General features: G+C 38.3%; 22 protein-coding genes, 8 tRNA genes and 1 other RNA gene. 20 read left to right on the plus strand and 11 right to left on the minus strand.

The annotated features are described in order from the left end of the window. Window positions 1–25 precede the first annotated feature (25 nt). The 6 genes from ilvC (at window position 26) to ALLST_RS09670 (ending at window position 7,749) form a co-directional block, all read left to right on the plus strand. Window positions 26–1,075 (plus strand): ketol-acid reductoisomerase, encoded by a 1,050-nt coding sequence (gene ilvC / locus ALLST_RS0100990; protein WP_342662496.1) that lies wholly within the window; start codon window positions 26–28, stop codon window positions 1,073–1,075. 281 nt (window positions 1,076–1,356) lie between these two features. Next, entirely contained in the window at window positions 1,357–3,015 is a 1,659-nt protein-coding gene (ilvD, locus tag ALLST_RS0100995; RefSeq protein WP_026472721.1) for a dihydroxy-acid dehydratase, read from the plus strand. After that, on the plus strand, window positions 3,012–4,187 hold the full coding sequence (locus ALLST_RS0101000; protein ID WP_019892114.1) for an ATP-binding protein: 1,176 nt from the start codon (window positions 3,012–3,014) through the stop codon (window positions 4,185–4,187). The genes ilvD and ALLST_RS0101000 overlap by 4 nt, the downstream gene beginning before the upstream one ends. An 8-nt stretch (window positions 4,188–4,195) precedes the next feature. After that, window positions 4,196–5,392 carry a threonine ammonia-lyase gene (ilvA, locus tag ALLST_RS0101005; RefSeq protein ID WP_019892115.1) on the plus strand — a complete coding sequence of 399 codons (1,197 nt, stop codon included), beginning with the start codon at window positions 4,196–4,198 and terminating at the stop codon, window positions 5,390–5,392. 26 nt (window positions 5,393–5,418) lie between these two features. Next, window positions 5,419–5,793 (plus strand): RidA family protein, encoded by a 375-nt coding sequence (locus tag ALLST_RS0101010; RefSeq protein ID WP_019892116.1) that lies wholly within the window; start codon window positions 5,419–5,421, stop codon window positions 5,791–5,793. A 330-nt stretch (window positions 5,794–6,123) separates the two neighbouring features. Then, a complete protein-coding gene (locus tag ALLST_RS09670; protein ID WP_019892117.1) occupies window positions 6,124–7,749 on the plus strand; it encodes a sulfatase-like hydrolase/transferase in 1,626 nt (541 codons plus the stop codon). A gap of 65 nt (window positions 7,750–7,814) precedes the next feature. Here the strand turns inward: ALLST_RS09670 and ALLST_RS0101020 are convergent, their stop codons facing one another. The 8 genes from ALLST_RS0101020 to ALLST_RS0101060 form a co-directional block, all read right to left on the minus strand. Beyond that, window positions 7,815–8,048 carry a hypothetical protein gene (locus ALLST_RS0101020; RefSeq protein ID WP_019892118.1) on the minus strand — a complete coding sequence of 78 codons (234 nt, stop codon included), beginning with the start codon at window positions 8,046–8,048 and terminating at the stop codon, window positions 7,815–7,817. Between the two features lie 171 nt (window positions 8,049–8,219). Then, window positions 8,220–8,293: transfer RNA gene (locus ALLST_RS0101025), tRNA-Gly, on the minus strand. 4 nt (window positions 8,294–8,297) lie between these two features. Then, a tRNA-Lys gene (locus tag ALLST_RS0101030) sits at window positions 8,298–8,373 on the minus strand. Window positions 8,374–8,378: 5 nt separating this feature from the next. Further along, window positions 8,379–8,454 (minus strand) — tRNA-Thr (locus ALLST_RS0101035). A gap of 3 nt (window positions 8,455–8,457) precedes the next feature. After that, window positions 8,458–8,533, minus strand: a tRNA-Val gene (locus ALLST_RS0101040). A gap of 363 nt (window positions 8,534–8,896) precedes the next feature. Continuing rightward, window positions 8,897–8,972, minus strand: a tRNA-Lys gene (locus ALLST_RS0101050). Between the two features lie 5 nt (window positions 8,973–8,977). Beyond that, a tRNA-Thr gene (locus ALLST_RS0101055) sits at window positions 8,978–9,053 on the minus strand. A gap of 3 nt (window positions 9,054–9,056) precedes the next feature. Further along, window positions 9,057–9,132 (minus strand) — tRNA-Val (locus tag ALLST_RS0101060). A 272-nt stretch (window positions 9,133–9,404) separates the two neighbouring features. On the opposite strand from ALLST_RS0101060, the gene ALLST_RS09675 reads away from it, so the two are divergent. From ALLST_RS09675 to ALLST_RS0101090, 6 genes are all read left to right on the plus strand, one after another. Then, window positions 9,405–10,175, plus strand: a complete 771-nt coding sequence (locus ALLST_RS09675; protein ID WP_019892120.1) for a M15 family metallopeptidase — start codon at window positions 9,405–9,407, stop codon at window positions 10,173–10,175. Between the two features lie 16 nt (window positions 10,176–10,191). Further along, on the plus strand, window positions 10,192–10,875 hold the full coding sequence (locus ALLST_RS0101070) for a response regulator transcription factor (RefSeq protein WP_019892122.1): 684 nt from the start codon (window positions 10,192–10,194) through the stop codon (window positions 10,873–10,875). Beyond that, complete coding sequence (locus tag ALLST_RS10895) at window positions 10,868–12,151, plus strand: sensor histidine kinase (protein WP_019892124.1); 1,284 nt, start codon at window positions 10,868–10,870, stop codon at window positions 12,149–12,151. Before ALLST_RS0101070 ends, ALLST_RS10895 begins: the two co-directional genes overlap by 8 nt. 368 nt (window positions 12,152–12,519) lie before the next feature. Next, on the plus strand, window positions 12,520–12,765 hold the full coding sequence (locus tag ALLST_RS0101080) for a FeoA family protein (protein ID WP_026472722.1): 246 nt from the start codon (window positions 12,520–12,522) through the stop codon (window positions 12,763–12,765). Then, on the plus strand, window positions 12,762–14,894 hold the full coding sequence (gene feoB / locus ALLST_RS0101085) for a ferrous iron transport protein B (RefSeq protein ID WP_019892128.1): 2,133 nt from the start codon (window positions 12,762–12,764) through the stop codon (window positions 14,892–14,894). Before ALLST_RS0101080 ends, feoB begins: the two co-directional genes overlap by 4 nt. A 153-nt stretch (window positions 14,895–15,047) precedes the next feature. Then, the gene (locus ALLST_RS0101090) at window positions 15,048–15,599 is read left to right on the plus strand and encodes a hypothetical protein (RefSeq protein WP_019892129.1); all 552 of its coding nucleotides are present in this window, start codon (window positions 15,048–15,050) and stop codon (window positions 15,597–15,599) included. Window positions 15,600–15,930: 331 nt separating this feature from the next. Here the strand turns inward: ALLST_RS0101090 and ALLST_RS0101095 are convergent. After that, a tRNA-Gln gene (locus ALLST_RS0101095) sits at window positions 15,931–16,006 on the minus strand. Window positions 16,007–16,061: 55 nt separating this feature from the next. Further along, window positions 16,062–16,505, minus strand: a complete 444-nt coding sequence (locus ALLST_RS0101100; protein ID WP_019892131.1) for a hypothetical protein — start codon at window positions 16,503–16,505, stop codon at window positions 16,062–16,064. Between the two features lie 71 nt (window positions 16,506–16,576). On the opposite strand from ALLST_RS0101100, the gene ALLST_RS0101105 reads away from it, so the two are divergent. From ALLST_RS0101105 to ssrA, 8 genes are all read left to right on the plus strand, one after another. Then, complete coding sequence (locus ALLST_RS0101105; RefSeq protein ID WP_019892132.1) at window positions 16,577–17,545, plus strand: rod shape-determining protein; 969 nt, start codon at window positions 16,577–16,579, stop codon at window positions 17,543–17,545. A 241-nt stretch (window positions 17,546–17,786) separates the two neighbouring features. Then, window positions 17,787–18,005 (plus strand): translation initiation factor IF-1, encoded by a 219-nt coding sequence (gene infA, locus ALLST_RS0101110; RefSeq protein WP_019892133.1) that lies wholly within the window; start codon window positions 17,787–17,789, stop codon window positions 18,003–18,005. An 83-nt stretch (window positions 18,006–18,088) separates the two neighbouring features. Further along, entirely contained in the window at window positions 18,089–19,039 is a 951-nt protein-coding gene (locus ALLST_RS0101115; protein ID WP_019892134.1) for a DNA-directed RNA polymerase subunit alpha, read from the plus strand. Window positions 19,040–19,316: 277 nt separating this feature from the next. Continuing rightward, entirely contained in the window at window positions 19,317–19,487 is a 171-nt protein-coding gene (locus tag ALLST_RS11400; RefSeq protein ID WP_019892135.1) for a hypothetical protein, read from the plus strand. Between the two features lie 199 nt (window positions 19,488–19,686). Continuing rightward, window positions 19,687–21,450 (plus strand): ABC-F family ATP-binding cassette domain-containing protein, encoded by a 1,764-nt coding sequence (locus tag ALLST_RS0101125; protein WP_019892136.1) that lies wholly within the window; start codon window positions 19,687–19,689, stop codon window positions 21,448–21,450. A 590-nt stretch (window positions 21,451–22,040) separates the two neighbouring features. Further along, complete coding sequence (locus tag ALLST_RS0101130) at window positions 22,041–22,262, plus strand: helix-turn-helix domain-containing protein (protein WP_019892137.1); 222 nt, start codon at window positions 22,041–22,043, stop codon at window positions 22,260–22,262. A 299-nt stretch (window positions 22,263–22,561) separates the two neighbouring features. After that, a complete protein-coding gene (gene smpB / locus ALLST_RS0101135; RefSeq protein WP_019892138.1) occupies window positions 22,562–23,032 on the plus strand; it encodes an SsrA-binding protein SmpB in 471 nt (156 codons plus the stop codon). A gap of 85 nt (window positions 23,033–23,117) precedes the next feature. Beyond that, window positions 23,118–23,499, plus strand: a transfer-messenger RNA (tmRNA) gene (gene ssrA / locus ALLST_RS11205). Window positions 23,500–23,699: 200 nt separating this feature from the next. On the opposite strand, the gene ALLST_RS0101140 is transcribed toward ssrA, so the two are convergent. Beyond that, window positions 23,700–24,131, minus strand: coding sequence for a Spx/MgsR family RNA polymerase-binding regulatory protein (locus ALLST_RS0101140; RefSeq protein ID WP_019892139.1), 432 nt, complete (start codon window positions 24,129–24,131; stop codon window positions 23,700–23,702). Window positions 24,132–24,385 lie beyond the last annotated feature (254 nt).

Genomic DNA, 24,385 nt, shown 5'->3' on the forward strand with positions numbered 1-24,385 from the left:
TGCTTTGTTAGATAGAAAATGGAATATAAGGAATACCTTAAAAGGAGAACAGAAAATGGAAAACAGAATCTTCTATGAACAAGACTGCGATTTAAATCGCTTAAATGGGAAAAAAATCGCCATCATCGGTTATGGATCTCAAGGACATGCCCATGCATTGAACCTTCGTGATTCAGGATGCGATGTTGTGATCGGTCTTTATCCAGGAAGTAAATCAGCTCAAAAAGCAAAAGAACAAGGATTTGAAGTATTATCCGTTGGTGAAGCGACTAAAGTTGCAGATATCGTGATGGTTTTAATTCCAGATGAAAAACAAAAAGCCGTTTATCGTGCTGAAATCGAACCAAACTTAACGGCTGGAAAAACAATTGCTTTTGCGCATGGCTTCAATATCCACTTTGCTCAAATCGTTGCGCCAAAAGATGTGAACGTCATCATGATTGCACCAAAAGGTCCAGGTCATACAGTTCGTAGCGAATATCAAGTGGGAAAAGGTGTTCCATCCTTAATTGCAGTTGAACAAGATGCAACTGGCGATGCATGGGAATTAGGCCTTGCTTATGCAGCTGGAATTGGTGCTAGCCGCGCTGGGGTATTAGAAACAACTTTCCGTACAGAAACAGAAACTGACCTGTTTGGTGAACAAGCCGTTCTTTGTGGTGGAGTTTGCGCATTGATGCAAGCTGGTTTTGAAACATTAGTAGAGGCTGGCTATGATCCACGTAATGCCTACTTTGAATGTATTCATGAAATGAAACTGATCGTTGACTTAATCTATCAGTCTGGATTTGAAGGAATGCGTTATTCCATTTCTAACACAGCTGAATATGGAGATTACATCACTGGCGAAAAAATCATTACTGACGATACAAAACTGGCAATGAAGAAAATTCTGAAAGATATCCAAGATGGAACATTCGCCAAAGATTTCTTGTTAGATATGTCTGAAGCAGGTGGTCAAGCTCACTTTAAAGCCATGAGAAAACGTGCTGCTGAACATCCAAGCTCTAAAGTTGGAGAGGAAATCCGCAAGCTTTATTCTTGGGCTGACGAAGATAAACTCGTAAATAACTAATTAAACGAAATCAAGATCGAAATGAAATGTCATTTCGATATCGAGTGAACGTGAAGAAAAAACTGCTATCGAATATCTTAGATATCGCTAGCAGTTTTTCTGTTTATATCTGTTAAAACTAGCGGTTTTCGCTTTAAAAATGACTTTGTTGATCAAGTTGTAAAACCGAAAGAAAAGAAGATGGTCTGGCAATGTTGTAAAATAAACATAATTGTTACAGAAAACTGAAAGGTAAAATTTGAGTATACCTATCCATCAATGAACAAGAAGAGGATTGAATGATGAAAAGTGATGAAATGAAAAAAGGGTTGGAAAAGGCACCCCAACGAAGCCTTCTTCATGCATTAGGATTAACTCAAGAAGAAATTGATCGCCCATTAGTTGGCATCGTTTCAAGCTGGAATGAAATCGTTCCAGGCCATATGAATTTAGACAAAATCACCGAAGCGGTTAAAATGGGCGTTTCGATGGCTGGTGGGACACCAATTGTTTTTCCAGCGATTGCTGTATGTGATGGCATTGCGATGGGACATAATGGAATGCGTTATTCTTTAGTTACTCGTGACTTGATTGCGGATTCAACTGAATCGATGGCTCTTGCGCATGCCTTTGATGCATTAGTGATGATTCCAAACTGTGATAAAAACGTTCCTGGCTTATTAATGGCAGCAGCACGTTTGAATTTACCAACGATTTTCGTTTCGGGTGGACCGATGTTAGCGGGACGAATTGATAATCATAAAACATCTTTATCGAGTATGTTTGAAGCAGTGGGAGCATATAAAGCCGGAAAAATCGATGAAGCAAAATTACGCGAATATGAATTGAACACTTGCCCATCTTGTGGGTCATGTTCGGGAATGTATACCGCAAACTCTCACAACTGTTTATCAGAAGTGTTAGGAATGGCCCTAAAAGGAAACGGCACAATTCCAGCAGTTTATTCACGTCGTATTGAATTGGCTAAAAAAGCCGGCATGCAAGTGATGGAACTCGTTAAACGAAATATCCGTCCTCGCGACATTATGACCGAAGCGGCTTTTAAAAATGCGATTACAGCGGATATGGCTCTAGGATGTTCAACGAACTCGATGCTGCATTTACCTGCTATTGCGCATGAATGTGGGATTGCGATCGATTTAGAAGAAGTCAATCATATCTCGGAACGCACACCGAATCTATGCCATTTGGCACCAGCGGGACCAACGTATATGGAAGATCTCGATGTAGCAGGTGGCGTTTATGCTGTGCTTAAAGAATTAGAAGATGCGGGATTAATCGATGGCAGCACGATGACGGTAACGGGAAAAACGTTGCATGAAAATATCGAAAATGCGATTAACCTAGATCCAGAAGTCATCCGCCCACTGAATAATCCGTTTACGAAAACGGGTGGCTTAGCAGTACTTAAAGGAAACATCGCCCCACAGGGTTGCGTCGTAAAACGTTCAGCTGTCGCTAGCGAAATGTTGTGTCATACCGGACCGGCGATTGTATTTGATTCTGAAGAAGAAGCAATTGCGGGAATTTTTGGTGGCAAAGTAAAAGCGGGTGACGTTGTTGTAATCCGTTATGAAGGACCAGCAGGTGGACCGGGAATGCGTGAAATGTTAAGTCCAACTTCCGCTATTGCGGGTATGGGCTTAGATAAAGATGTCGCTTTGATTACTGATGGTCGCTTCTCTGGGGCAACACGTGGTGCAGCAATTGGCCATATTACGCCAGAAGCAGTAAAAGGTGGATTAATTGCTTATGTTAAAGATGGCGATCAAATCGCAATCAATATTCCTGAATATTCAATTGAATTATTAGTGGACGAACAAGAAATTGAAAAACGAAAAGCAGAAATGACAATCAAAGAAAAGAAAGATGTCACAGGCTATCTTAAACGTTATTCCAAACTTGTTTCAGGTGCAGATCAAGGAGCGACCTTGTCATGAGTGAAACGCTAGCTGATCGCTTGGAAAACTTAATTGTCTTCATGGGTCTTAATGAAGACCCCATCTTTAAAGCTTTTATTGATGTCTTGAAAGCAGATGAAGCGAGTTGTTATGCAAAAGCAGCTCGTTTCACAGGCTTATTGTATAAAGCAGGCTATGTGAGTTGGACGGATTATGTATTTGATCAAATCGACAATATGCCGACGTGTCTTTCTGATGCATATATTGAATCGGGTAGTATTCCAGAAAGAATGGTGAATATCGCAATGGACGAACTGAATTCGATTTCTCAAGCTTGTTCCATTACGCCCGATCAACTCGGCATTCGACGGGATTTATGGAGTGCTGAAGCGATTGACTTCCAAGCCGGATATTTAAATCGTTTGTTGATGATGGATCAAACGGGAATTGGAATTTTTGGTTTACACCACATGTTTCGCTTAAAACGCACAACTGATCTGGAATTAGTTCCAGTTGTGCATCCCGATCCCATCACAATGGATCAACTTTTTGGCTATGAAAGCCAACATCAAGCGATCATTGCGAATACAGAAGGATTATTAGCAGGAAAAATGGCGAGCAATTTGTTGTTATATGGCGATGCTGGAACAGGGAAATCAGCTTCGATTAAAGCAATCGCCAATCGTTATGCTAAAAAAGGTTTGCGCCTAATTGAGGTGGGAAAAGATCGAATTCCGATCTTACCTGAACTTTTAGATTTGATCGCTAAACAACCTTTAAAGTTCGTGATTTATATCGATGATTTATCCTTTAGCGAAGATGACGATTCTTTTGCCCAATTAAAGGCAGTATTAGAAGGATCGGTCAGTGCTAGAAGTGAGAATACAGTCATTTATGCGACAAGTAATCGACGTCATTTAGTCAAAGAGTCTTTCTCGGCAAGAACGGGCGATGACATGCATGTGCGCGACACACTGCAAGAAACACTTTCTTTGTCGCAACGATTTGGACAATGCATTTTCTTTGAAAAACCAAATGCTCAAGAATATCTCAACTTAATTCATCACATTGCGCAAGAATATGGAGTGGATGTAGATGAACAAGTTGAACAGCGCGCAAGTGCTTATGCGATTGCGCAAGGCGGACGTTCCCCTCGAATTGCCCGTCAGTTTATTGAAAATGAAATGATTCAAGCAAAGGAAGGGGAATAGAATAAAAGATGCTTTCACTTGAAACGATCTATCACGCCAAATATGTTTTAAAAGACATTATTCGGCAAACCGACTTAATTCCAGCACCTAAAATCAAATCGGGAGTTAACGTCTATTTAAAAACAGAAAACTTACAACATACGGGTTCATTTAAAATCCGTGGTGCTTCTTATAAAATTTCACAACTCTCTGAGGAAGAAAAACGTCATGGCGTTATTGCTTGTTCGGCGGGAAATCATGCCCAAGGAGTAGCTCTAGCGGCACAAAAATGTAATATCCCAGCAGTCATTTGTCTGCCAGAAGGCGCACCGATTTCCAAAGTCGAAGCGACAAGAGCATATGGTGCAGAAGTGGTTTTAGTGCCTGGAGTTTATGATGATGCGTATGCCAAAGCAATCTCTTTACGCGACGAAAAAGGCTATACATTTATTCACCCTTTCAATGATGAATTAGTCATTGCCGGTCAAGGAACAATTGGTTTAGAAATTTTAGATCAATTAGATAATGTGGATGCCGTTGTTGTTCCGATTGGTGGCGGAGGATTGATCTCCGGAGTTGCCTATGCGATTAAAACGCTACGTCCTGATGTAAAAGTGTATGGTGTCCAATCCGCAGGGGCGCCGAGTATGCTGAATTCTTTAGAGCATGAACAAATCACTTGTCTAGAACACGTGCAAACGATTGCGGATGGAATTAAAGTCAAAGAACCGGGAGATCATACATTTGATTTATGTCGCCAATACGTAGACCAAATTGTAACGGTGACAGATGATGAAGTAGCAGGTGCGATTTTAAAATTGATCGAAACGCAAAAGTTGATCACAGAAGGTGCAGGAGCCGTTTCGGTTGCGGCAGTGATGTACGATAAAATCCCAGTAGAAGGCAAAAATGTCGTTTGTATTTTATCCGGTGGGAATATTGACGTAACGATCTTATCTAAAGTCATCGAACGTGGTTTATTAAAAGCTGGGCGAAGTGATACGCTCGCTATTCAATTAGAAGATCGTCCGGGACAATTAGCAAAAGTGTCCAAATTGTTGGCATCTTTAAATGCGAATGTTGTCAGTGTATTCTATGATAAAGCAAGCGAAGGAAGTAACATCACAGATTGCGTATTGCGAATTAATATCGAAACCCGTGATGCCGATCATATTCGCGAAGTCCATCAAGCTTTAGCAGAAAATGGATTTTCATTACTCGATTAGTAAATTAAAAAGAAATGAGGAACAATATGAATAAAATTTCTACGCCAAATGCGCCAGCGGCAATCGGCCCTTATAGCCAGGCGATTTCAGTCAATGGATTTGTGTTTACTTCTGGACAAATCGCATTAGACCCAAAAACAGGCGAAGTTGTCGGAACAACAGTTGCTGAACAAACAGAACGCATTATGCAAAACCTAAAAGCGGTTTTAGAATGTGCAAACAGTGATTTTGATCATGCGATTAAAACAACGTGTTTTTTAGCCGATATGAATGATTTTTCGACTTTCAACGAAGTGTATGGCAAATACTTCACTTCTAAACCAGCACGCAGTTGCGTGGCGGTAAAAACTTTACCAAAAGGCGTACTTGCAGAAGTTGAAGTGATTGCTTTGGTCAAATAAGAAATAGAACAGATCCAATTGCGTAAGATTTGAATTGAACACAAATCTTACGCAATTTTTTTAATCGTATAAATCAGGCAAAGATAAAAGATAGAACAATCAGTTTTTGTGGAAAATGATAGGAATTATTCAATCAAAGTTAAAGTATTTTTAAGAATTAGATTTTATGATGGAACACATTAAATGGTGGATGACAAACAAAATCTAGCGATCAAACAAAAAGTCTGTAAGCGATTTGACTCAGGTCAAAATTAGATATTTTGTTGAGAAAACGAAGATGATAAAAATGTAATTATCCATTTCAAATCAAGGGATCTACAATAAGACATTATGAAAAAACGATGGAGAAAACACTTGTCCATTTGGACAGGTACGTGTGCATATATATTATTTTTGCTTGTGTGTATTCTTTTGTATGCGATTGACTACATTACCAATGTCATCCAAGTTGAGTCGTTTTCCCAGTTTTTATATACGATGCAAGTCGGTATGGGAGGCGCTTCGAATACGATTGTGCAAATTCTGCAAGGATTTGCGCAGACGTATTTAATTTGGATTATTATTGCAACGATTCTATATGCTTGTTTCTTGCATTTGTTCATTCAAGAAAAGCATGCGAAAAAGTCATATCGCTTCTCAAATACAGTTTTGACTTTAAATAGCGCAGCTTTAGTCGCATCGGTGATTACAGCTGGAACGTTAGTGTATCAAGTAAAACAAGGATATAAGGCGTTGAAAATCGATGAATATTTTGAAGAACAAAATATTGTTTCGACACTTTACGAGGATCATTATACGAAAACCGATTCTAGCCTTGTTCAGTTTCCCAAAAAGAAGAAAAATCTAATCTATATCTATTTGGAATCGATGGAATCAACGTATGCCGACAAAGAACACGGTGGTGAATTTGTTCAAAACTTGATTCCTCATCTGACTCAGTTGGCCAATGATAATGTTGATTTTAGTGAAAACGACTCTTTAATGATCAATGGCGGGCAAGTGACCAATAATACAAGTTGGACGGTTGCCGGTATGGTTGCCCAAACAAGTGGAACCCCACTTGGCGTATCCAACTCCAAATATAATCATTCATTTGATGAAGATATGTTATTTATGCCGAATGTGGTTAGCCTTGGCGATTTGCTCAAAGAACAAGGTTATTCCAACACATTGATGTGTGGTTCGGAAGCAAGCTATGCAGGGCGGGCTAATTATTTCCGCCAACATGGGGACTATACAATTCTCGATTTAAATGAAGCTCATGAATCGGGAAAATTGCCTAAGGACTACCATGAATGGTGGGGATTTGAAGATTCAAAACTGATCGAGTTTGCAAAAGAAGAAATCACAGAACTGGCTAAACAAGATCAACCTTTTAACTTCACGATGTTAACTGCAGATACGCATTTTAAAGATGGCTATTTGTGTGAAGATTGCCCAGATACGTTTGATGAGCAATATGAAAATGTGATTATGTGCTCAGATCAAAGAATTGCCGAATTTGTCCACTGGATTCAACAACAAGATTTCTATCAAGATACAGTCATTGTTTTAGCTGGAGATCATTTATCCATGGATGGATTGATCAATCAAGAGGTGGGTTTGGATTGTCAAAGAAAGACGTATTTTACCGTGATTAACGGGCCAGACTACATATTGAATAAAACTCGAAGCTACACGACACTAGATATTTTTCCGACCACTGTAGAGGCTTTAGGGGCCCAAATTGAAGGAGATCATTTAGGCTTGGGAACAAGTTTATATGCCGATGCTCCAACGTTAAGTGAAGAGTTTGGATTTGAATGGCTGAACAAACAAATCTCTTATCATAATGTTTGCTATGAACAGGAAATTATGGAGGGCGATGGTTTGGATGTCGATGGCAATGAGCATGAAGAAACCAATACGACATTATTGAGTTATTTCATGCCAAAGACTAAAACCGAACAACAATAAGCAATAAAAAGGACTCAAACAAGATTTAGTTTAGATCTTGATGAGTCCTTTTTTGTGTGTGAGGATTATTGATTTTTATTGGATGAATGATCATCGGTAGTACGAACGGCTTCTTCGATTTGATCTTCAAAAGAAGAGGAGGAAGACGAGCTAGATACGCGACGTAAAATTACGCCAATCAGTAAACATGCAATGCCGACATACAAAAAGATGGATTGAAGGTTGATCGCAAAAAGAAGTAAGCAAATACTAGCGGCTATATAAGCGCAAGTTGCAATCGTTTTTGAATATTTTGACATGTCATCATTATAACAAAGACCAAATGGGAAAAACGAAAAATGCATGAAATCATTAGAAGGTGGAGAAAAAGCTTGTGAATTCGATTTATTTTGAAAAAGGGATTAAGATAAGAGAAGATCTAGAAAAAAAGAATAAAAAAACGATGACTTGCGTCATCGTATAATATGCAATGGAGCAGGTGATGAGAATCGAACTCACGTAGTCAGCTTGGAAGGCTGAAGTTCTACCATTGAACTACACCTGCAAGATGGTGACTCGGCAGGGATTCGAACCCTGGACCCCTTGATTAAAAGTCAAGTGCTCTACCAACTGAGCTACCGAGTCATAAATGGTGCCGACTAGAGGACTTGAACCCCCAACCTACTGATTACAAGTCAGTTGCTCTACCAATTGAGCTAAGTCGGCGAATGGTGGAGGCTAACGGGCTCGAACCGCTGACCCTCTGCTTGTAAGGCAGATGCTCTCCCAACTGAGCTAAGCCTCCATTGCTTAAGTGCTAGGTCATTATAGCGGATTGTCGTATCAGATGCAAATGTTTTTTTAACTTTTTTTATCTGACTGCCTTTTGCCTTAACAACGAGGGTTATTATCGCATATAGATTTTAAAATGCAAGAGGAAATTTATATTTTTTTAAATTTTTTTATGGACAATAACGATCGCGAATTAGAGGGGAGTGAGAGGCATTTTGTATTCTTTCTCGTCTGCGAGATAAAATTGCTGGATCAGGAAAAAATAAAAAAAGACTTGAGAAATCTCAAGCCGACGGGCTGCATAAGCAGCAAGATCAAATATATACGAATGGAACAAGTGTATTGATCGTTTGTTTGTTCCATGGGTTTAACAAGATGGTGACTCGGCAGGGATTCGAACCCTGGACCCCTTGATTAAAAGTCAAGTGCTCTACCAACTGAGCTACCGAGTCATAAATGGTGCCGACTAGAGGACTTGAACCCCCAACCTACTGATTACAAGTCAGTTGCTCTACCAATTGAGCTAAGTCGGCGAATGGTGGAGGCTAACGGGCTCGAACCGCTGACCCTCTGCTTGTAAGGCAGATGCTCTCCCAACTGAGCTAAGCCTCCATCGCTTAAGTGCCTGATCATAATAACTGAAATCATTGTGCAATGCAAGTAAATATTTCAAAAAAATTAAAATTTTTTTATTCGCCTATTGAGCCTTAAAATGGAGGAAATAAATCGCAAGCTTTTGAGTGTTGTTTTGCTTGCTACAAAATTACGATTTGCACGATATGAATCGATTTTTTTGAAATATGACGAATTTGATCGATTGTTTTAATCTTTGTTTTGAACTTGTATGGAACGATATATAAAGTAGGGCAGAAAAGGAGTGGAATATGGAAAGAAGTAATTTAATAAGCGAAAAGAATATGCAGTTTCCGTCAATTCATGAGGGAAACTTGATTTTAGTGAATCCAGATTATCCTTGCCAGAGTCAGCCAAGTCGGCTCAGTGAAGTGCGACCTGCTCAAAATACTGTTTTATTAGAAGATCAGGCATCACGTGCTTTGATGGAATTGTTTGATCGTCTTGAGATCGTGGGTGAAATTGTTTGTTTTGATGGGTATCGAACACAACAACAACAAATTGAGCTTTACCAAAACTCTTTGGAGGAAAATGGTCAAGAATATACAGAGAAGTTTGTCGCAAAACCAGGATGTAGTGAACATGAATGTGGATTGGCAATTGATTTAGCATTAAATCAAGATGACATTGATCCGATTTGCCCATCATTTCCTGATCATGGAATTTGTGGCTTGTTTCGTAAACAAGCGGCAAGTGCTGGATTTATGGAACGATATAAAGAATCTAAAAAAGAAATCACCAAGATCAGTGGCGAAGAGTGGCACTTTCGTTATGTGGGAATTCCACATGCCTTAATTATGTTGGAAACTGGATTTTGTTTAGAAGAATATATTGAGTGGATTCGTAATTATCCACTGACTCGTCACCCACTTTACTATGAGGGGTGGACGATTGGTTATGTCAGCCAAGATATGCCGTTACCGAAATTGGATAAAAATTTAGAGTGTTCAATTTCTGGGGATAACGTCAAAGGATGGATTGTGACTTGTGCCGGTCATGTGAAATTTGACACTGTAGAGTAAAAGGGATGGGATCGATATGAAAATTTTGATTGTTGAAGATGAAAAAAATCTTGCCCAAGCCATTGCTGCAACGCTAAGCGCTCATGCATATAGCGTGGATGTCGTTCATGATGGAATTCAAGGGGCACAACAAGCAAGTAGTGGAATTTATGATTTAGTCATTTTAGATGTCATGCTGCCAGGAATGGATGGTTTTGAAATTTTAGATGAAGTCCGTTCATTAGCCCCGGAAACACGGGTGATTATGTTGACAGCTCGCTCGGAACTTTCTGATAAGTTAAATGGACTTAAAAATGGGGCGGATGATTACATGACTAAACCATTCCATATGGAAGAGTTGATTGCGCGTATTGATTTACAGTTGAAAAAAAGCAGTGCTCTACAAAAAGAACGATTAGAACTCGGAAATACTTTTTTGGATATGAGCAGTGGGATGTTAGGCGCAAAACAAAGTGGTGAAACGATCGCATTATCGCTTAGAGAATATGCATTGATGGAATACTTTTTGAATCATCCGGGGCAAATTTTGTCACGTGATCAAATTTATTCCAAAGTTTGGGGTTGGGATAATGAAATTGAATCCAACAACCTTGAAGCTTACTTATCTTTTTTAAGAAAGAAACTGCGTTTAATTGGCAGTGATATCCAAATTAAATCCGTACGGGGAATGGGATATAAGGTTGTAAAAAACGATGCGTGAGTTACGTCGTAAAGTTTTTGTCTCACTTTATTCCTTATTTACGGTTTTGATTGTTCTTGTCGTCGGGTTTGCTAGCTACCAATCTTATCGCTCGGCGCATGACCGTATGCAACAAACATTAACAATCGTTTCTAAAACAGCGCAAGGAATCGCCAGTTCAACTGAATATGGGCCATGGCTTAGCCCTACTGAGGGTCAAATGCCAAGTTTAGATGATCTCGAGGTTATTTCTGAGATGCCTATTTGTTTGGTGATGCTCGATGCGCAAGGAGAGATCTATCGGATTTATATCTCTGATGTCGTTCATGATGAAATGGTTCGCGAAACAATTTATAAAAGTAAATGGATTGAGAATAATTTCATTCCGCCGACAAAATATATCGGGAACTTATATCGAGACCATTTAAGCTGGTCATATGTCTCTGATCGAGCAATCGTGGTGGCTTCAACGGAAGTTTTGCAATCGCATTTATGGACGAGTTTGACGTGGATGCTTGCATTTGGGGCTTTATTTGAAACTTTGTTGTTTTTTGTTTGTCGGCGAGCGGCGGATTCAATGATTGCCCCGATTCAACAAATGTTTGAAAAACAAAAACAATTCGTTGCAGATGCGAGTCATGAGTTAAAAACTCCGGTGGCCGTGATTTTGGCAAATGCAGAAGCGATGGAACAAGATCACGATGAGCATTGGCTCAAAAATATCGAAGAAGAAGCAACACGTATGAATTCGTTGATCACGAATTTGTTAGATTTAACGCGATCTGAACAAACGGATCCTGTTTTAGAACGCGTCAATTTGAGTCGGTTATTAGAAAAACAAAGCTTGATTATGGAAGCTTCGATGTTTGAAAAAAATCTTGTTTTAGAAGAAGACATTGAGCCTGATTTAATGTGTATGGCCAATAGCGCAGCGATGCAACAAGTCATTACGATTTTGTTGGATAATGCGATGGAACACTCAGACGGCAAAATTATGGTTAAAGCGAGCAAAAAAGGAAAAGATATTCAATTTTCAGTATCCAATAGTGGAAAACCGATTCCGCCAGAAGATCGGGAGCGGATTTTTGAACGTTTCTATCGCGCCGATGTAGCACGCAATCGTTCGAGTGGACGTTATGGATTAGGGCTTGCGATTGCTAAAAGTATTGTGGATAGCCATCATGGTCGCATTCAAGTGAGTTGTGATGAGGGAATTACCTCATTCGTTGTCACGCTTAAAATGATCTCTGATATCAATAAAGAGAATAAAAATCGAAGCGTAGATAAAGTTGGATAAAATACACTTCAAAACAAATGTTACGCCTTGGGTTTGACGAGGAAATAATCGTTAAATTCAAGGCTTTTTTATCCTTTTTGGAGCATGTTAGCAAACAGAAAAGAGAGTGCTTACATCAAATTGATCGAAAAGATAAGCAAGATTTAGAATTTGCTAGTTAGTGTATGCTACTTTGCAATTGAAATATCAAGTTAGCAAGAGTAAACTCTGTGTGTTAAATTGGGTAGTATTCACTAACCTATAATCTTTTAAGAAAGATTAGAAAAGCTAAAAAACGAGATCAACCAAAATGAAGTGTTTTGAAATGTTATCTGTCTTTTGTTTAAATAGATAAGTTAAAAAACACAAGGGAAGGGATGATGTTGAATATGACGTTGAAGGAATTAAAGCCTGGGGATCGAGCAAGAGTAACACGGATCAATTGTCAGGGTGCATTAAAACGCAGAATTATGGATATGGGCGTTACGAAAGGTGTCGAATTACTCGTTCGTAAACTTGCACCATTAGGAGATCCTATGGAAATCAATTTGCGGGGTTATGAACTGACAATTCGTAAACAAGAATGCGAAGCAATTGAAGTGGAAATGATTGAGAGAAAGGGAAAGAGATCATGATTCGAATTGCATTAGCAGGAAATCCGAACTCAGGAAAGACAACGCTTTTCAATGTTCTAACCGGATCCAATCAATACGTAGGAAACTGGCCAGGTGTAACTGTCGAGAAAAAAGAAGGTTGCCTAAAAGGGAACAAAGAAATTGTAATTCAAGATTTACCTGGGATTTATTCACTTTCTCCTTATACCCCTGAAGAAGTCGTTACTCGTACTTATTTAATCCATGAAAAACCCAATGCGATTTTGAATATCGTCGACGCATCGAGTCTCGAGAGAAACTTATATTTAACAAGCCAATTGTTAGAACTCGATATTCCGGTTGTTGTGGCATTGAACATGATGGATGTCGTTGAAAAACAAAATGAGCGCATTGACCTTCAAGAATTATCCAAACGTCTCGGTTGTCCGGTCTTTGGGATGTCTGCTGCCAATAATGATGGAATTGAAGCGGCGTCTAAAGCGGTTGTCCGCTTAGTTTTAGAAAATAAAAAACCGATTCCTTCGACGTTTTCTGAAGAAGTAGAATCTGCTCTTGATCAAATTGAACAACTCTTGCCCATTCAAGAACAGGCACGTTGGTATGCGATCAAAGCGTTCGAAAATGATGAGAAAGTGTTTGCGGAATTGAGTCTTGAAGACTCTGTTCGTGGTCAAATCAGTAAAATTCGTGAGCAGTTGGAAACGAAATTGGATGATGATAGCGAAAGTATCATTACGGACGGGCGATATAATTGGGTCGCTAAAATTTTGCGTGGTGTGTATGAAAAACCTTATAAACATGCCATGACTACATCGGATAAAATTGACCACTTTGTCACAAACCGCTGGTTAGCTTTACCTCTATTTGTGATTATTATGGGCTTAGTTTATTACTTGGCGTTATCCACAGTCGGGACTTATATGACGGATTGGGTGAATGATGTCTTTATTGCCCAATGGTGTCAAGGAGGAATGCGTGCCTTTTTAGAGAGTGTGCATGCATCTGATCAAGTCATCTCATTAGTCGTTGATGGAATTATTGGCGGAATCGGTGCGCCGTTAGGGTTCGTTCCGCAGATGGCTATGATCTTCCTTTGTTTATCCTTCTTGGAAGATTGTGGTTACATGAGTCGAATTGCGTTTATTATGGACCGCATTTTTAGACGCTTCGGTTTAAGTGGTAAATCCTTTATTTCTTTCATGGTTTCCACAGGTTGTGGTGTTCCGGGGATTATGTCTGCAAGAACAATTAAAGATGAACGCGATCGGCGAATGACGATGATTGTTACAACATCGATGCCTTGCGGAGCAAAACTGCCTGTCATTTCGTTATTTGCGGGAGCGATTTTTGGCAATGATGGTGGTTGGTGGATTGCGTGGGCCACTTATGTCTTTGGAATTATCGCCATTATTTTATCGGCGTTAGTGCTTAAACATACAAAAATGTTTGCGGGAGAATCTTCGCCATTCATTATGGAACTTCCAGCCTATCATTTACCAAAGATGAAAAACGTCTTACGTCAAACTTGGCAAAGATGTTGGCACTTCCTTAAAAAAGCGGGAACAATTTTATTCGTATGTTGCGTCATTACATGGGCTTTGGTGTCCTATGGCTTTGGTCCAGATGGATTTGGCTTAGTTCAAGAAGTAGATCAATCTTTACTTGCTGCGATTGGAAGTTTTATTGCTCCAATCTTTACTCCTCTTGGTTGGGGCAATTGGCAAGCAACAGCTGCGGGATTATCAGGCTTTGTTGCGAAAGAACAGATTGTTTCGACTATTGGTGTTTTGGCTAATGTCGCAGACGATACGGGATTGGATCCGCAATTATGGCAAGCGGTAGGGGTGATGTTCCCAAGTGCAGCGGCAGCAATGTCTTTCTTGTTGTTTAACTTACTTGATGCACCATGCTTGGGTGCAATTTCAACGCTAGCAAAAGAAATGAATTCTCATAAATGGACAGCGTTTGCGATTGGTTGGCAAATGTTCTATGCATATTCCATTTCATTAGTTGTGTATCAGCTTTGGACATGGTTTGCGACGGGAATGTTCGGACTTTGGACGATTATTGCAATTGGCGTGGTTACATTCTATTTGTTTATGATTGTAAAACCGATGAATAAAGTTTCACCAAAACAAGCGACAAAATAATTCAACACATATCATTTGAATCTACAAAACGATTCGATACACTCGATATAAAAATGAAAAACCAGGTCAATAAGCAAGAAATTATGTTGCGAAATTGATCTGGTTTTTATTGTTGGATTGAGCAAGTTAGAAAGTGTTGATAAAATTCAAGTTATGAAAACTTTTCTATCTCGAAGTTGGCTATGGATCGGCGTGTTATCCTTAGTTTGCTTTACGTTGTGCCCATATGTTGGGTGGTATGCGATCGGAACATTAGCTGTATTTGGCGGAGGCGTTTATACAGTGAAAAAAGCAGTAGATCGCAAGAAGAAGATTTTAGAGAACACGGATGTCTTTTCTAAAATGACACGCAAACAAAAAGATGCATTTCTCGCAAATGATCACAAAGAAGTGCGATCAATTGAATCGATTTCCAAAATGATGCCTTATTTATGTTTTGTTATTGCGCTATTAAATGGATATACGTATTACTACAACGCGAAGGCACAAATTGAAGCGGTAGGGATTGCGCAAATCATTCCGACTTCGTTGGCATTACCAATTTTAATTGTAGGCATGGTCTTATGGTTATTGTTTTTTATTGGTTTTAGCTTCCGTATGAATGAAACAAAAGTAGATGAAGAACATATCGTTCGTTCTGCTAAAAATGAACACAGTCTTTTAGATCGTTCTGTGCGCGCCAAAAAAGGAAAGATTAAACGTTAAGTTGAGCGCGTGGTCTAAAGAAAAAAAGAAGTTGTCGCAATTCTTGGATTTGATTGTGAAATTGAATTTAAGAAGATTGTGCATCTAAAACGGCTTTTAGCTCCTTTTTTAAACAAATCACAAAAATGTTTATTTGCCTTGTGTCTGGTTTCTCTTTTGATGAGTGACCAGGCATTTTTGCTCTATTGGTATGAATTTTGGTTCTAAGTAAAACTGTGTGGGATTTGTCTTTTGGATTAAAAATTTAAATCTCTTTTTTCGCAAAAGAGAAGAGGATCACTTGGAAATAAGAAAAAACCCTTACGTATTTACGTAAGGGTTGAATTTCAAATGGCTGGAGTACCTGGATTCGAACCAGGGAAATGCAGGAGTCAAAGTCCTGTGCCTTACCGCTTGGCTATACTCCAATGAGCTGTTTTTGCTTCGCTTTTTTGCGATTGCCTTTGTAGTATAACAAGCCTCTTAGAACGTGTCAAACATCTTTTTAAGTTTTTTTTGCAAATGTTGATGTTGTACTTTTAGTGCAACCTGTAAAATATGTTTGAGAGCAGAAGGGTTGATCCGATGTGTTTGAGTAAGAAGAAGATCTTGGTCAAATAAAAGCAGTGCGGGACAAATGTATTGACGCCCTGTTCCAAAAACGGGTTTGGATTGGATGCAACCATACGATTGGGCTATTTCGTTATACGGATGAGAATTGATTGTGATGGGAAAATCAAAATAGTGCTGCAAAGCGTTTTGATCTTCGATTGCACAATCAACAGCGAATTCCATGTGAATATTTAGTGACTTTAACCATTCGCTGTTGTCTTGTAAAAGGTCTAACTTCTTTAATGCTTGAAAATGAGGTAAAGAAGGTAGAAGAACCAATAGACGAAGTGGGTGATGGATTAAAAGTTCTTTCATGAAATACCTGTACTTTGGTTATACTAAAACTAAAGCAAATAAACATCAAGCAAAAACACGGAGGTGAAAGCATGATTCGAGCGGGAATTGATATAGGAGCCCATTCTTTACGGTTAGTGATTGAAAAAGAAGGGCTCGTATTCGATGAACCGGCTTTAGGGGCATTTAATGCAAAAGATGAAATTCTCGCAATTGGCAATCAAGCGTTAGATTTAAAAGGGAAAAGTCCGGATGTCATGGTCAAAGCGCCGATTCAAGATGGCCAAGTGGACTTTCCTGTTTTAGAAGCGATCCTCAACGAATTGTGTTTTGAATTTAGGTTATTTAGATTTTTTCAAAAGACGCAAATTATCGTATCCTATCCAACCTCGTTAGATGAAAATTTAATTGATCGCTTAAAAGACTCGTTAATGGGATTGGGTGCATTTGAGATTTATTTTGATCAGGAAATATGGATGGCAGCGATTGGCAGTGGCTTGGATTTATTTTTGCCAGTTGCAAGTTGTGTATTAACGGTCGGTTATTCTAATTGCGATATTGCGTTGTTTTGTAATGGGAAGATTGAGCAAAGATGGTCTTCAAGAGTGTATAACGGGGCGCAAGCAACAGAACGCATACAAGATTGGTTTTTATATCAAGAAAACATGGAAGTCGCACCAGCGACCATCGATCAACTGATTCGCAATTTTGGCACGGTCCGGATTAGTAATACACCAAAAGCAACGCTTGTAAGAGGCATCGATGTCTCGACGCAAGTGGTACGGGAACGGATGATCCATCAAAATGAAATTGCAGCGATCCTCGCCCCTTTAGCACGCGATTTATCGGCGTGGGTGATGAGCTTTTTAGAAGAAGTTCCGGATCATTATCGTTTAGATTTAGCCCAAAGAGGAATTGTTGCTTCAGGGGGTACGATGAAAATCGAAGGGCTAGCGCAAACGATTGAAAACATTGCAGATTGTCCTGTGTATTTAACAGATCGCCCAGACCGCACGGTGGCAAAAGGCTTGGAATTGTTACTCGCAACGCTTCATCAATAGGATTATTTGTGAAAAAAATAGTTCGTTTTTGACAAATCAATGGTAAAATAACAAAACCACAAAGTATCTTGAATGACAAAAACCGCTCTTTTTAAAAGGAAAACTGTCATTTTTTGGTCTCTTTTTAGAATGTTAAGCGAATTCAAGTGAGTTTATTTGCAAAGGTCGTAAAATCAAGATATATTGATAAATGGCTATTTATGCTCTTTTTAATAAAAAATAAGGAGGGACTGGAGACTACATGGCAAAACAGGACATGATCGAACTTGATGGTTTGGTAACAGACACACTTCCAAATGCCGCATTTAAAGTACAACTTGAAAATGGACATGAGATTCTAGCTCACGTTTCAGGTAAAATCCGCATGCATCATATTCGTATTCTCCCAGGTGATAGAGTCAGAGTGGATATTTCTCCATATGACTTAACACGCGGTCGAATTACTTTTAGATATAAATAAGTTTAAATACGGTTAGATTCGATAGAAGATTCTAACTCGATAAAGGTTTTGAAATTATTCACTTGATTTAAGGAGGTTTCAATATGGAAGTATTTTCCAGAGCAACATTCAATCAGCTTCCTGATTGCACAGATACCCGTGCCACATTCACACTTGAACCACTCGCAAGAGGATTTGGAACGACAATTGGTAACGCCATCTGCCGTACATTATTAACAGATCTTCCAGGGACAGCTGTGATTGGTTGGAAGATTGATGGTATTACTCCAGACTCCATTGTCATCGACCAACTTGTCGAAGACGTGGTTCGTGTAAAATTGAATACCAAAGCAATTCAAATCGATACAGAAGAAGAAGGACTCATTACTTTACATATTTCCAAAGCAAACGGTCCTTGCACAATTACAGCAGCAGATATTATTTGCCCAGAATCTACAATGGTTGTAGATCCTGATCAAGTGATCTGTCATTTAAAAGAAGGACAAAATCTGGAAATGGATTTATTTGTTGCCACAGGAAGCGGTTATAAACTCGCATCTGAAATTGCGCAAGAATATAAACTTCCAGAAGATGCAGTAGTTATGGATGCCGTATTTACTCCAATTAAGTCTGCAGACTACAAATCTGAACCAACTTTATTGGGACATGATACAAAATATGACAAAGTCACTTTTGATATCCAAACAAACGGATCCATTACACCAATGGATGCAATCACAAATGCAGCGCAAATCTTAATTGATTTTATGGATGGCATTGTTCCATTTGCACAAATGGATTTGGAGGAAAGCTTTACTGTTCAACCTCCAGCACCAAAAGAAGTTACAAAAACTTCTGCTATGATGATTGAAGATCTTGAACTTTCTGTACGTTCTTACAACTGCCTAAAACGTGCTGGAATTCAAACTGTTGAAGAATTAACGCAAAAGAGCGAAGACGATATGATGCACGTTAAAAACCTGGGTAAAAAATCTCTCCAAGAAGTTAAAGAACGTCTTGAAAGTCTTGGCTATGGCTTTAAGAAATTCGACTAATCTTCGGTTAATTGAAATTTGAATTTAAACAAAAGCATGGCGACAATCATGTCCCGTGCTTTTTATTATGGTGTTTCCATAGACGCTAAAAAGGATCCACAAGCCGTAACAATTACGAAAAGGTTGTTTTACAATTTTTGTAAAATAAGGTGAAGCAAAAAGAGACAGTTAGAGAAAAGATAATGTCGTAAATCTTGTTTTCTAGATTATGGAGAAAACATGGAACAAGGATTAAACTTCTCCTACTTGGCAAATCGATAAATGTGAGGGCAAGAAAATGGATAGAATACAAATTATTGCGGTAGTCATTGGGATTATTTGGGTATTTGCAGTTTATATCATGACTGTAACAGGACTTGTGAGTCAAAATACCCAATTTATACTGGATAGTATCATGCTTATTCTCCTTTCTATTGTGGTAACATGGCAATCAAAACAAAATAAATAGTGCAATTGTCATAAAATGAGTTTTGAATAGACGAGTTCAAGATGATTTTTTAGTGTGCTTGTTGCTTTAAAAGAAAACGATAAGAAGTTCATAGTTTGTGATACATGATTTAGAAATGTCTTTGGAATGTATAAGCGAGATATTCACAAACAAAACGAAATTAAAGTAAGTTTGTTATACTTGTGCAGAGGTGATCAATATGTTATTTTCAGCAGCCGATTTATATCTGAATTATGGAATGGGACCAGTGTTGGATCACGTTTCATTAGATGCTAAAGAAGGCGAAAAGATTGGATTAGTGGGATTGAATGGCTGTGGAAAATCTACACTATTAAAAGTGCTCGCTGACCACGAACCAGCGCAAGGGAAAATCATTCGCACAAAAGGAATGAAAGTTCATCTTCTCGAACAAAATCCTCATTTCAGTCAAGTGACAATTATTGACGAGATGAAGACACAAAATGCGAAACTCAAAGAACCACGAGAAGAGTATGAATTGAAATCAATTTTGACGCGTCTTGGTTTAAATGAGATGAATCAAGAGATTTCAACACTTTCTGGTGGTCAACAAAAACGTTTAGCTTTAGCGCTCGCTTTGGCAGATCGAGCAGACTTACTGTTGTTGGATGAACCGACAAACCATTTGGATATTGACATGATTAACTGGTTAGAAAACTGGTTAAACAAATCTAAACAAACTGTGATCACCGTTACACACGATCGCTATTTTCTAGAGCGAGCTTGTACACGTATTTTAGAATTAGACCATGGAAAACTGTATTCCCACGAAGGATCTTTCGAAACGTATCTGCAAGCTAAAGCGCAACGCGAATTGGATGAGGATAATAGAGCGAAGAAAAGGGAAAACTTATATCGCAAAGAACTCGAATGGGTTCGTGCGGGTGTGCAAGCACGATCAACCAAATCAAAATCAAGATTGGATCGTTTTGAACAATTACGAAATGAGCGAACAAAAAAAGTAAATCAAACGATGGATTTACGTTTTCCAGCGGAACGTTTAGGAAAAAAGACATTAGAATGGCGCAATATTACGTTTGCTTATCCAGATCAAGACTTTCTGTTTAGTGATTTCTCTTATTTATGCAAACGCACAGACCGTTTAGCGTTTGTGGGGGAAAATGGAACTGGAAAATCAACATTTTTGAATCTAGTTGCGGGGATGCTAAAACCAATCATGGGTGAGTTTGAATATGGACAAACTGTTAAAATTGGTTATTTTAGACAGATTATGCCCTTTGAAGATTTGTCTAAACGAGTGATTGACTATATTGAAGAAAATGCGTCCAAAGTCGAAACACTTGAAGGAACACTTACAGCTTCGGCTATGTTAGAACGATTCATGTTCGATAAAAATAAGCAATACTTACCGATCGAACGCTTATCTGGTGGCGAGCGAAGACGTTTATATTTAGTCAAAGTGCTGATGGAAGCACCCAATGTTTTATTACTAGATGAACCGGGAAATGATTTAGACATCACAACAATGGAAGTTTTAGAAGATTATTTAGATAGTTTTCCTGGCATTGTGATGTTTGTTTCGCATGATCGCTACTTCATTGACCGTATCGCTAATGAAGTATTTGAATTGCAAGCGGATTGTAAGTGGCATCGCTATACTGGTGGTTATAGTGATTTGGTTTATGCTCATGAACAAGAAAAGAAAGATTTAGAAGCAACGACTGTAAAACCCAAAGCAACAACGAAAACAAGACGACCTTCTCTTTCCTATATGGAGAAAAAGGAATTAGAACAATTGCTCGTGAAAATGGAAACTTTGCAAAAACATAGAGACGAACTCAACGAGCAAATGGGACAAACGACTGAATACGCAAAACTTGCTGAAATCGAAAAAGAACGAGATGAACTTCAAGAACAAATTGATGAAGCGGAGATGCGTTGGCTCGAATTAGAAGAGAAGAAAGAACAATACCAAGCAATGTAATGAAGGTGCACGAAAGTGTGCCTTTTTTTCATCTTTTTTCTTATGCGGCTTTCTTATGAGAGAAAAATAGTTTATGCACGATTTGTCCATATTCAAACAAAACTAAATGTATAGGAAAAATTATCGATGGAAAGGTGATTTTGACTTTTTTGTCTCAGGAAAAAAGGAGATCATGAGAGGTTAAATAAGAAACAAAAAAATACATAGTATGGGATAATTATGGGCTGAAAAGCGATTGATTCACAGAAAGAAGGACATATAGAGGCTATTTTTTGTGAATTAAACTAAAAATATTTTTGAAATCGCTTTGAAATGTTGAATACGCCACCAAAAATGATTTGTGCTATCAAATGGTCACAATAGTGAATAATGTTTAAAAATGAATTGATAGTGAATAGAAAGTATTATCAATTTATTAAGATTCTTTTCTTATCCAATGGATATATTTCAATGGTAAGAACAAAAAATAGGAAATATGTCATAGATATGTCGAAAGATATGAAAAATACATAGTTTATCGGCTTATTGAATTATATTGTTGATTTTTTAATTGTAGTCGGTAGTATAAAAAAAGAGGAGAGATGTACTTTATGGTCAAAAATAATATTGAAGTCGACATTAAAGTTAAAATTCTCGAAGGTGGATTTACCCAGGAACGTTTAGGAGCAAAAATCGGAACTACTTCCCAGTATGTCAACAGAATTATCAAGAAGAAAGACGGCTTGCTCAACAAAACTTTCATTCAGATGATGGAAGCTCTCGGTTATGATATCGAACTGGTGTATGTGCCACGCGAGAAAAAAGATGCCTAAGCTGGCGCAACTAGTAGAGATCATCAGTTATAGACATCATCACATCAGAAGAGAACAGAACTCTTCGATACATAGGGTATAAAAGGGAATACCGTACACTCCTTTTTATGCCCGTTTTTTTCTTGATGTTTGAGGGGTGGATCGTATCACAAATCAAACGATTTAAAACTTGGATCGAGTCAAAATGAAGAGTGCTTCAAATCTCTGTAGTAAAATAGACTTATATGTAAAATAAGATACATAAAGGATCTCGACATGCATAATTGAGAATACAAATACAATAGAAAGGAAAGTTAAATATGGCTGCTCCAACCACAAAAGGACGAAAACGCGTCGCAGAAAATCGAAAAGCGCGTCATGACTTTGAATTGCTAGATTTCTATGAAGCCGGAATTGAACTAAAAGGGACAGAAATTAAAAGCGTTCGTAATGGAAAAGTTCAACTCAAAGATTCCTACATCTCTATACGTAATGGCCAAGCCCTAGTAAAAGGGATGCATATTTCACCTTATGAATTCGGCAACCGCTTTAATCATGAAGAAGACCGCGATCGCCGTTTACTTTTGCATAAAAATGAAATTTTAAAACTCGATCAACAAGTCCGTTTAAAAGGAATGACTCTCGTTCCTGTGTCTTTATATTTGACACATGGTTTATGTAAATTAGAGATTGCTGTTGCACGAGGAAAAAATTTGCACGACAAACGAGAAACGGCAAAAAATCGTGATGCTGAACGTGAAATTCGTAAAGCAATGAAAGAACGGTATTAATTTTTTTTGATCTAGGGGAACTCTCTGAGCTTAAATCTTGTATTCAAGATAAGACTTCGGTAATATGGATCCGTAGATCAAACATGGGGATGTTTTTGGCATTCGATGAGTAATTGTTTGGACTCAACCACAGCCGGGTGATTCCGTTAAACATCATTCAAAAATAAACGCTAATAAATTTAACTTTGGCCGCACTTTTAACAACGGTGCTGTTGCCTTCGCTGCTTAATAGACGAATATACAGTCTGCAGCCGCTTTAGACGAGTTCGCTTTCTTCTAGTCTGAAGCCGTCGGCGAAAAGAAGATAAGCCAGTAAATGGGCTGGATTGACCTGGACGAAAAATTCACAGCCACACCATTAGAAATTGCGTCTGTCCAAGTCTAATGGAAATTTGACAGAATAAGCTGTAAACGTTGACTCGTGGGACATTGCTTAGACGCGAGTTCGAGTCTCGCCATCTCCACCAATTGACATATATTCGAACCCACTATTTATATCAAGAATTGCTTCAGGTTCGTTTTTGATAAACAGGCGTAGATATTAGCTCTGCGTCTTTTTTGTTGAAAAAACATGATAAATGTAAAAAGACTTCCCTAGATCATATAAATAGGATTGATCGAGTGGAAGTCTTTTTTGCTTATTTTACTTATGTTTTAAAGAAGAGAGCTAGAATGCGCGTAAGCTCAATTCAGGAGTAAGGATTGATTGTTCAATTTGATCAAAGTCTTCATGACGACGTGCAACAGGTACCATTGCAGTGATTTCATCATCATCATAGCCGATGACCATATTTCTTTCCGATAACATAATCGGTCGTTTTAAAACGGAAGGGTTACGCTGAATAAAACGTGTAAGTTCGTTGATCGACATTTCGTCAAGATTTTCTTTAAGGTTGACGTAAGCTTTGGAACGAGTAGAGATAATATCTTCTGTTCCATTTTCACAACGAGAAAGTAAATACTTAATTTCAGCTTCGGAAAGTAAATTGGAGAAGATGTTTTTTTCTACAAAATTGATGTGGTTGTCTTCAAGCCATTTTTTAGCTTTTCGGCAACTTGCGCATCCCGGTGAAGTGTAAAACAAAATAGCGTTTTTCATATAATTTATGCCTCCAAAAACTTTCATAAGTTTTAATTTGCGGGATAATTGATGAATGAGGTTATATGTATACCCGATTCAAATTTAATTATTGTTGCATCTTCATCTTATCTTTATCAGTATTAAGAAGCAACAAAAACATTATGCGAAATGATGTGATACCAAAGTGGAAACAGATCTTAAATCGCGAAAAAAAGCTTTATTTATCGATGTCATGATCTTTATACAATCTTTATATTTGCGTTTAACATTGT

It is taken from the genome of Allobaculum stercoricanis DSM 13633, assembly GCF_000384195.1.
In the GTDB taxonomy this organism is placed as follows: Bacteria; Bacillota_I; Bacilli_A; order Erysipelotrichales; family Erysipelotrichaceae; genus Allobaculum; species Allobaculum stercoricanis.

Excerpts from the sequence above, each read along its gene's own strand:
- ALLST_RS11400 (WP_019892135.1), top strand. The coding sequence starts at position 19,317 with ATGGATAGAATACAAATTATTGCGGTAGTCATTGGGATTATTTGGGTA.
- ALLST_RS0101115 (WP_019892134.1), top strand. The coding sequence starts at position 18,089 with ATGGAAGTATTTTCCAGAGCAACATTCAATCAGCTTCCTGATTGCACA.
- ALLST_RS10895 (WP_019892124.1), top strand. The coding sequence starts at position 10,868 with ATGCGTGAGTTACGTCGTAAAGTTTTTGTCTCACTTTATTCCTTATTT.
- ALLST_RS09675 (WP_019892120.1), top strand. The coding sequence starts at position 9,405 with ATGGAAAGAAGTAATTTAATAAGCGAAAAGAATATGCAGTTTCCGTCA.
- ALLST_RS09670 (WP_019892117.1), top strand. The coding sequence starts at position 6,124 with ATGAAAAAACGATGGAGAAAACACTTGTCCATTTGGACAGGTACGTGT.
- ALLST_RS0101130 (WP_019892137.1), top strand. The coding sequence starts at position 22,041 with ATGGTCAAAAATAATATTGAAGTCGACATTAAAGTTAAAATTCTCGAA.
- ilvD (WP_026472721.1), top strand. The coding sequence starts at position 1,357 with ATGAAAAGTGATGAAATGAAAAAAGGGTTGGAAAAGGCACCCCAACGA.
- ALLST_RS0101125 (WP_019892136.1), top strand. The coding sequence starts at position 19,687 with ATGTTATTTTCAGCAGCCGATTTATATCTGAATTATGGAATGGGACCA.
- ALLST_RS0101070 (WP_019892122.1), top strand. The coding sequence starts at position 10,192 with ATGAAAATTTTGATTGTTGAAGATGAAAAAAATCTTGCCCAAGCCATT.
- ALLST_RS0101020 (WP_019892118.1), bottom strand. The coding sequence starts at position 8,048 with ATGTCAAAATATTCAAAAACGATTGCAACTTGCGCTTATATAGCCGCT.
- infA (WP_019892133.1), top strand. The coding sequence starts at position 17,787 with ATGGCAAAACAGGACATGATCGAACTTGATGGTTTGGTAACAGACACA.
- ALLST_RS0101080 (WP_026472722.1), top strand. The coding sequence starts at position 12,520 with ATGACGTTGAAGGAATTAAAGCCTGGGGATCGAGCAAGAGTAACACGG.
- ilvA (WP_019892115.1), top strand. The coding sequence starts at position 4,196 with ATGCTTTCACTTGAAACGATCTATCACGCCAAATATGTTTTAAAAGAC.
- ALLST_RS0101105 (WP_019892132.1), top strand. The coding sequence starts at position 16,577 with ATGATTCGAGCGGGAATTGATATAGGAGCCCATTCTTTACGGTTAGTG.
- ALLST_RS0101090 (WP_019892129.1), top strand. The coding sequence starts at position 15,048 with ATGAAAACTTTTCTATCTCGAAGTTGGCTATGGATCGGCGTGTTATCC.
- ALLST_RS0101010 (WP_019892116.1), top strand. The coding sequence starts at position 5,419 with ATGAATAAAATTTCTACGCCAAATGCGCCAGCGGCAATCGGCCCTTAT.
- ALLST_RS0101140 (WP_019892139.1), bottom strand. The coding sequence starts at position 24,131 with ATGAAAAACGCTATTTTGTTTTACACTTCACCGGGATGCGCAAGTTGC.
- feoB (WP_019892128.1), top strand. The coding sequence starts at position 12,762 with ATGATTCGAATTGCATTAGCAGGAAATCCGAACTCAGGAAAGACAACG.
- smpB (WP_019892138.1), top strand. The coding sequence starts at position 22,562 with ATGGCTGCTCCAACCACAAAAGGACGAAAACGCGTCGCAGAAAATCGA.
- ALLST_RS0101000 (WP_019892114.1), top strand. The coding sequence starts at position 3,012 with ATGAGTGAAACGCTAGCTGATCGCTTGGAAAACTTAATTGTCTTCATG.
- ALLST_RS0101100 (WP_019892131.1), bottom strand. The coding sequence starts at position 16,505 with ATGAAAGAACTTTTAATCCATCACCCACTTCGTCTATTGGTTCTTCTA.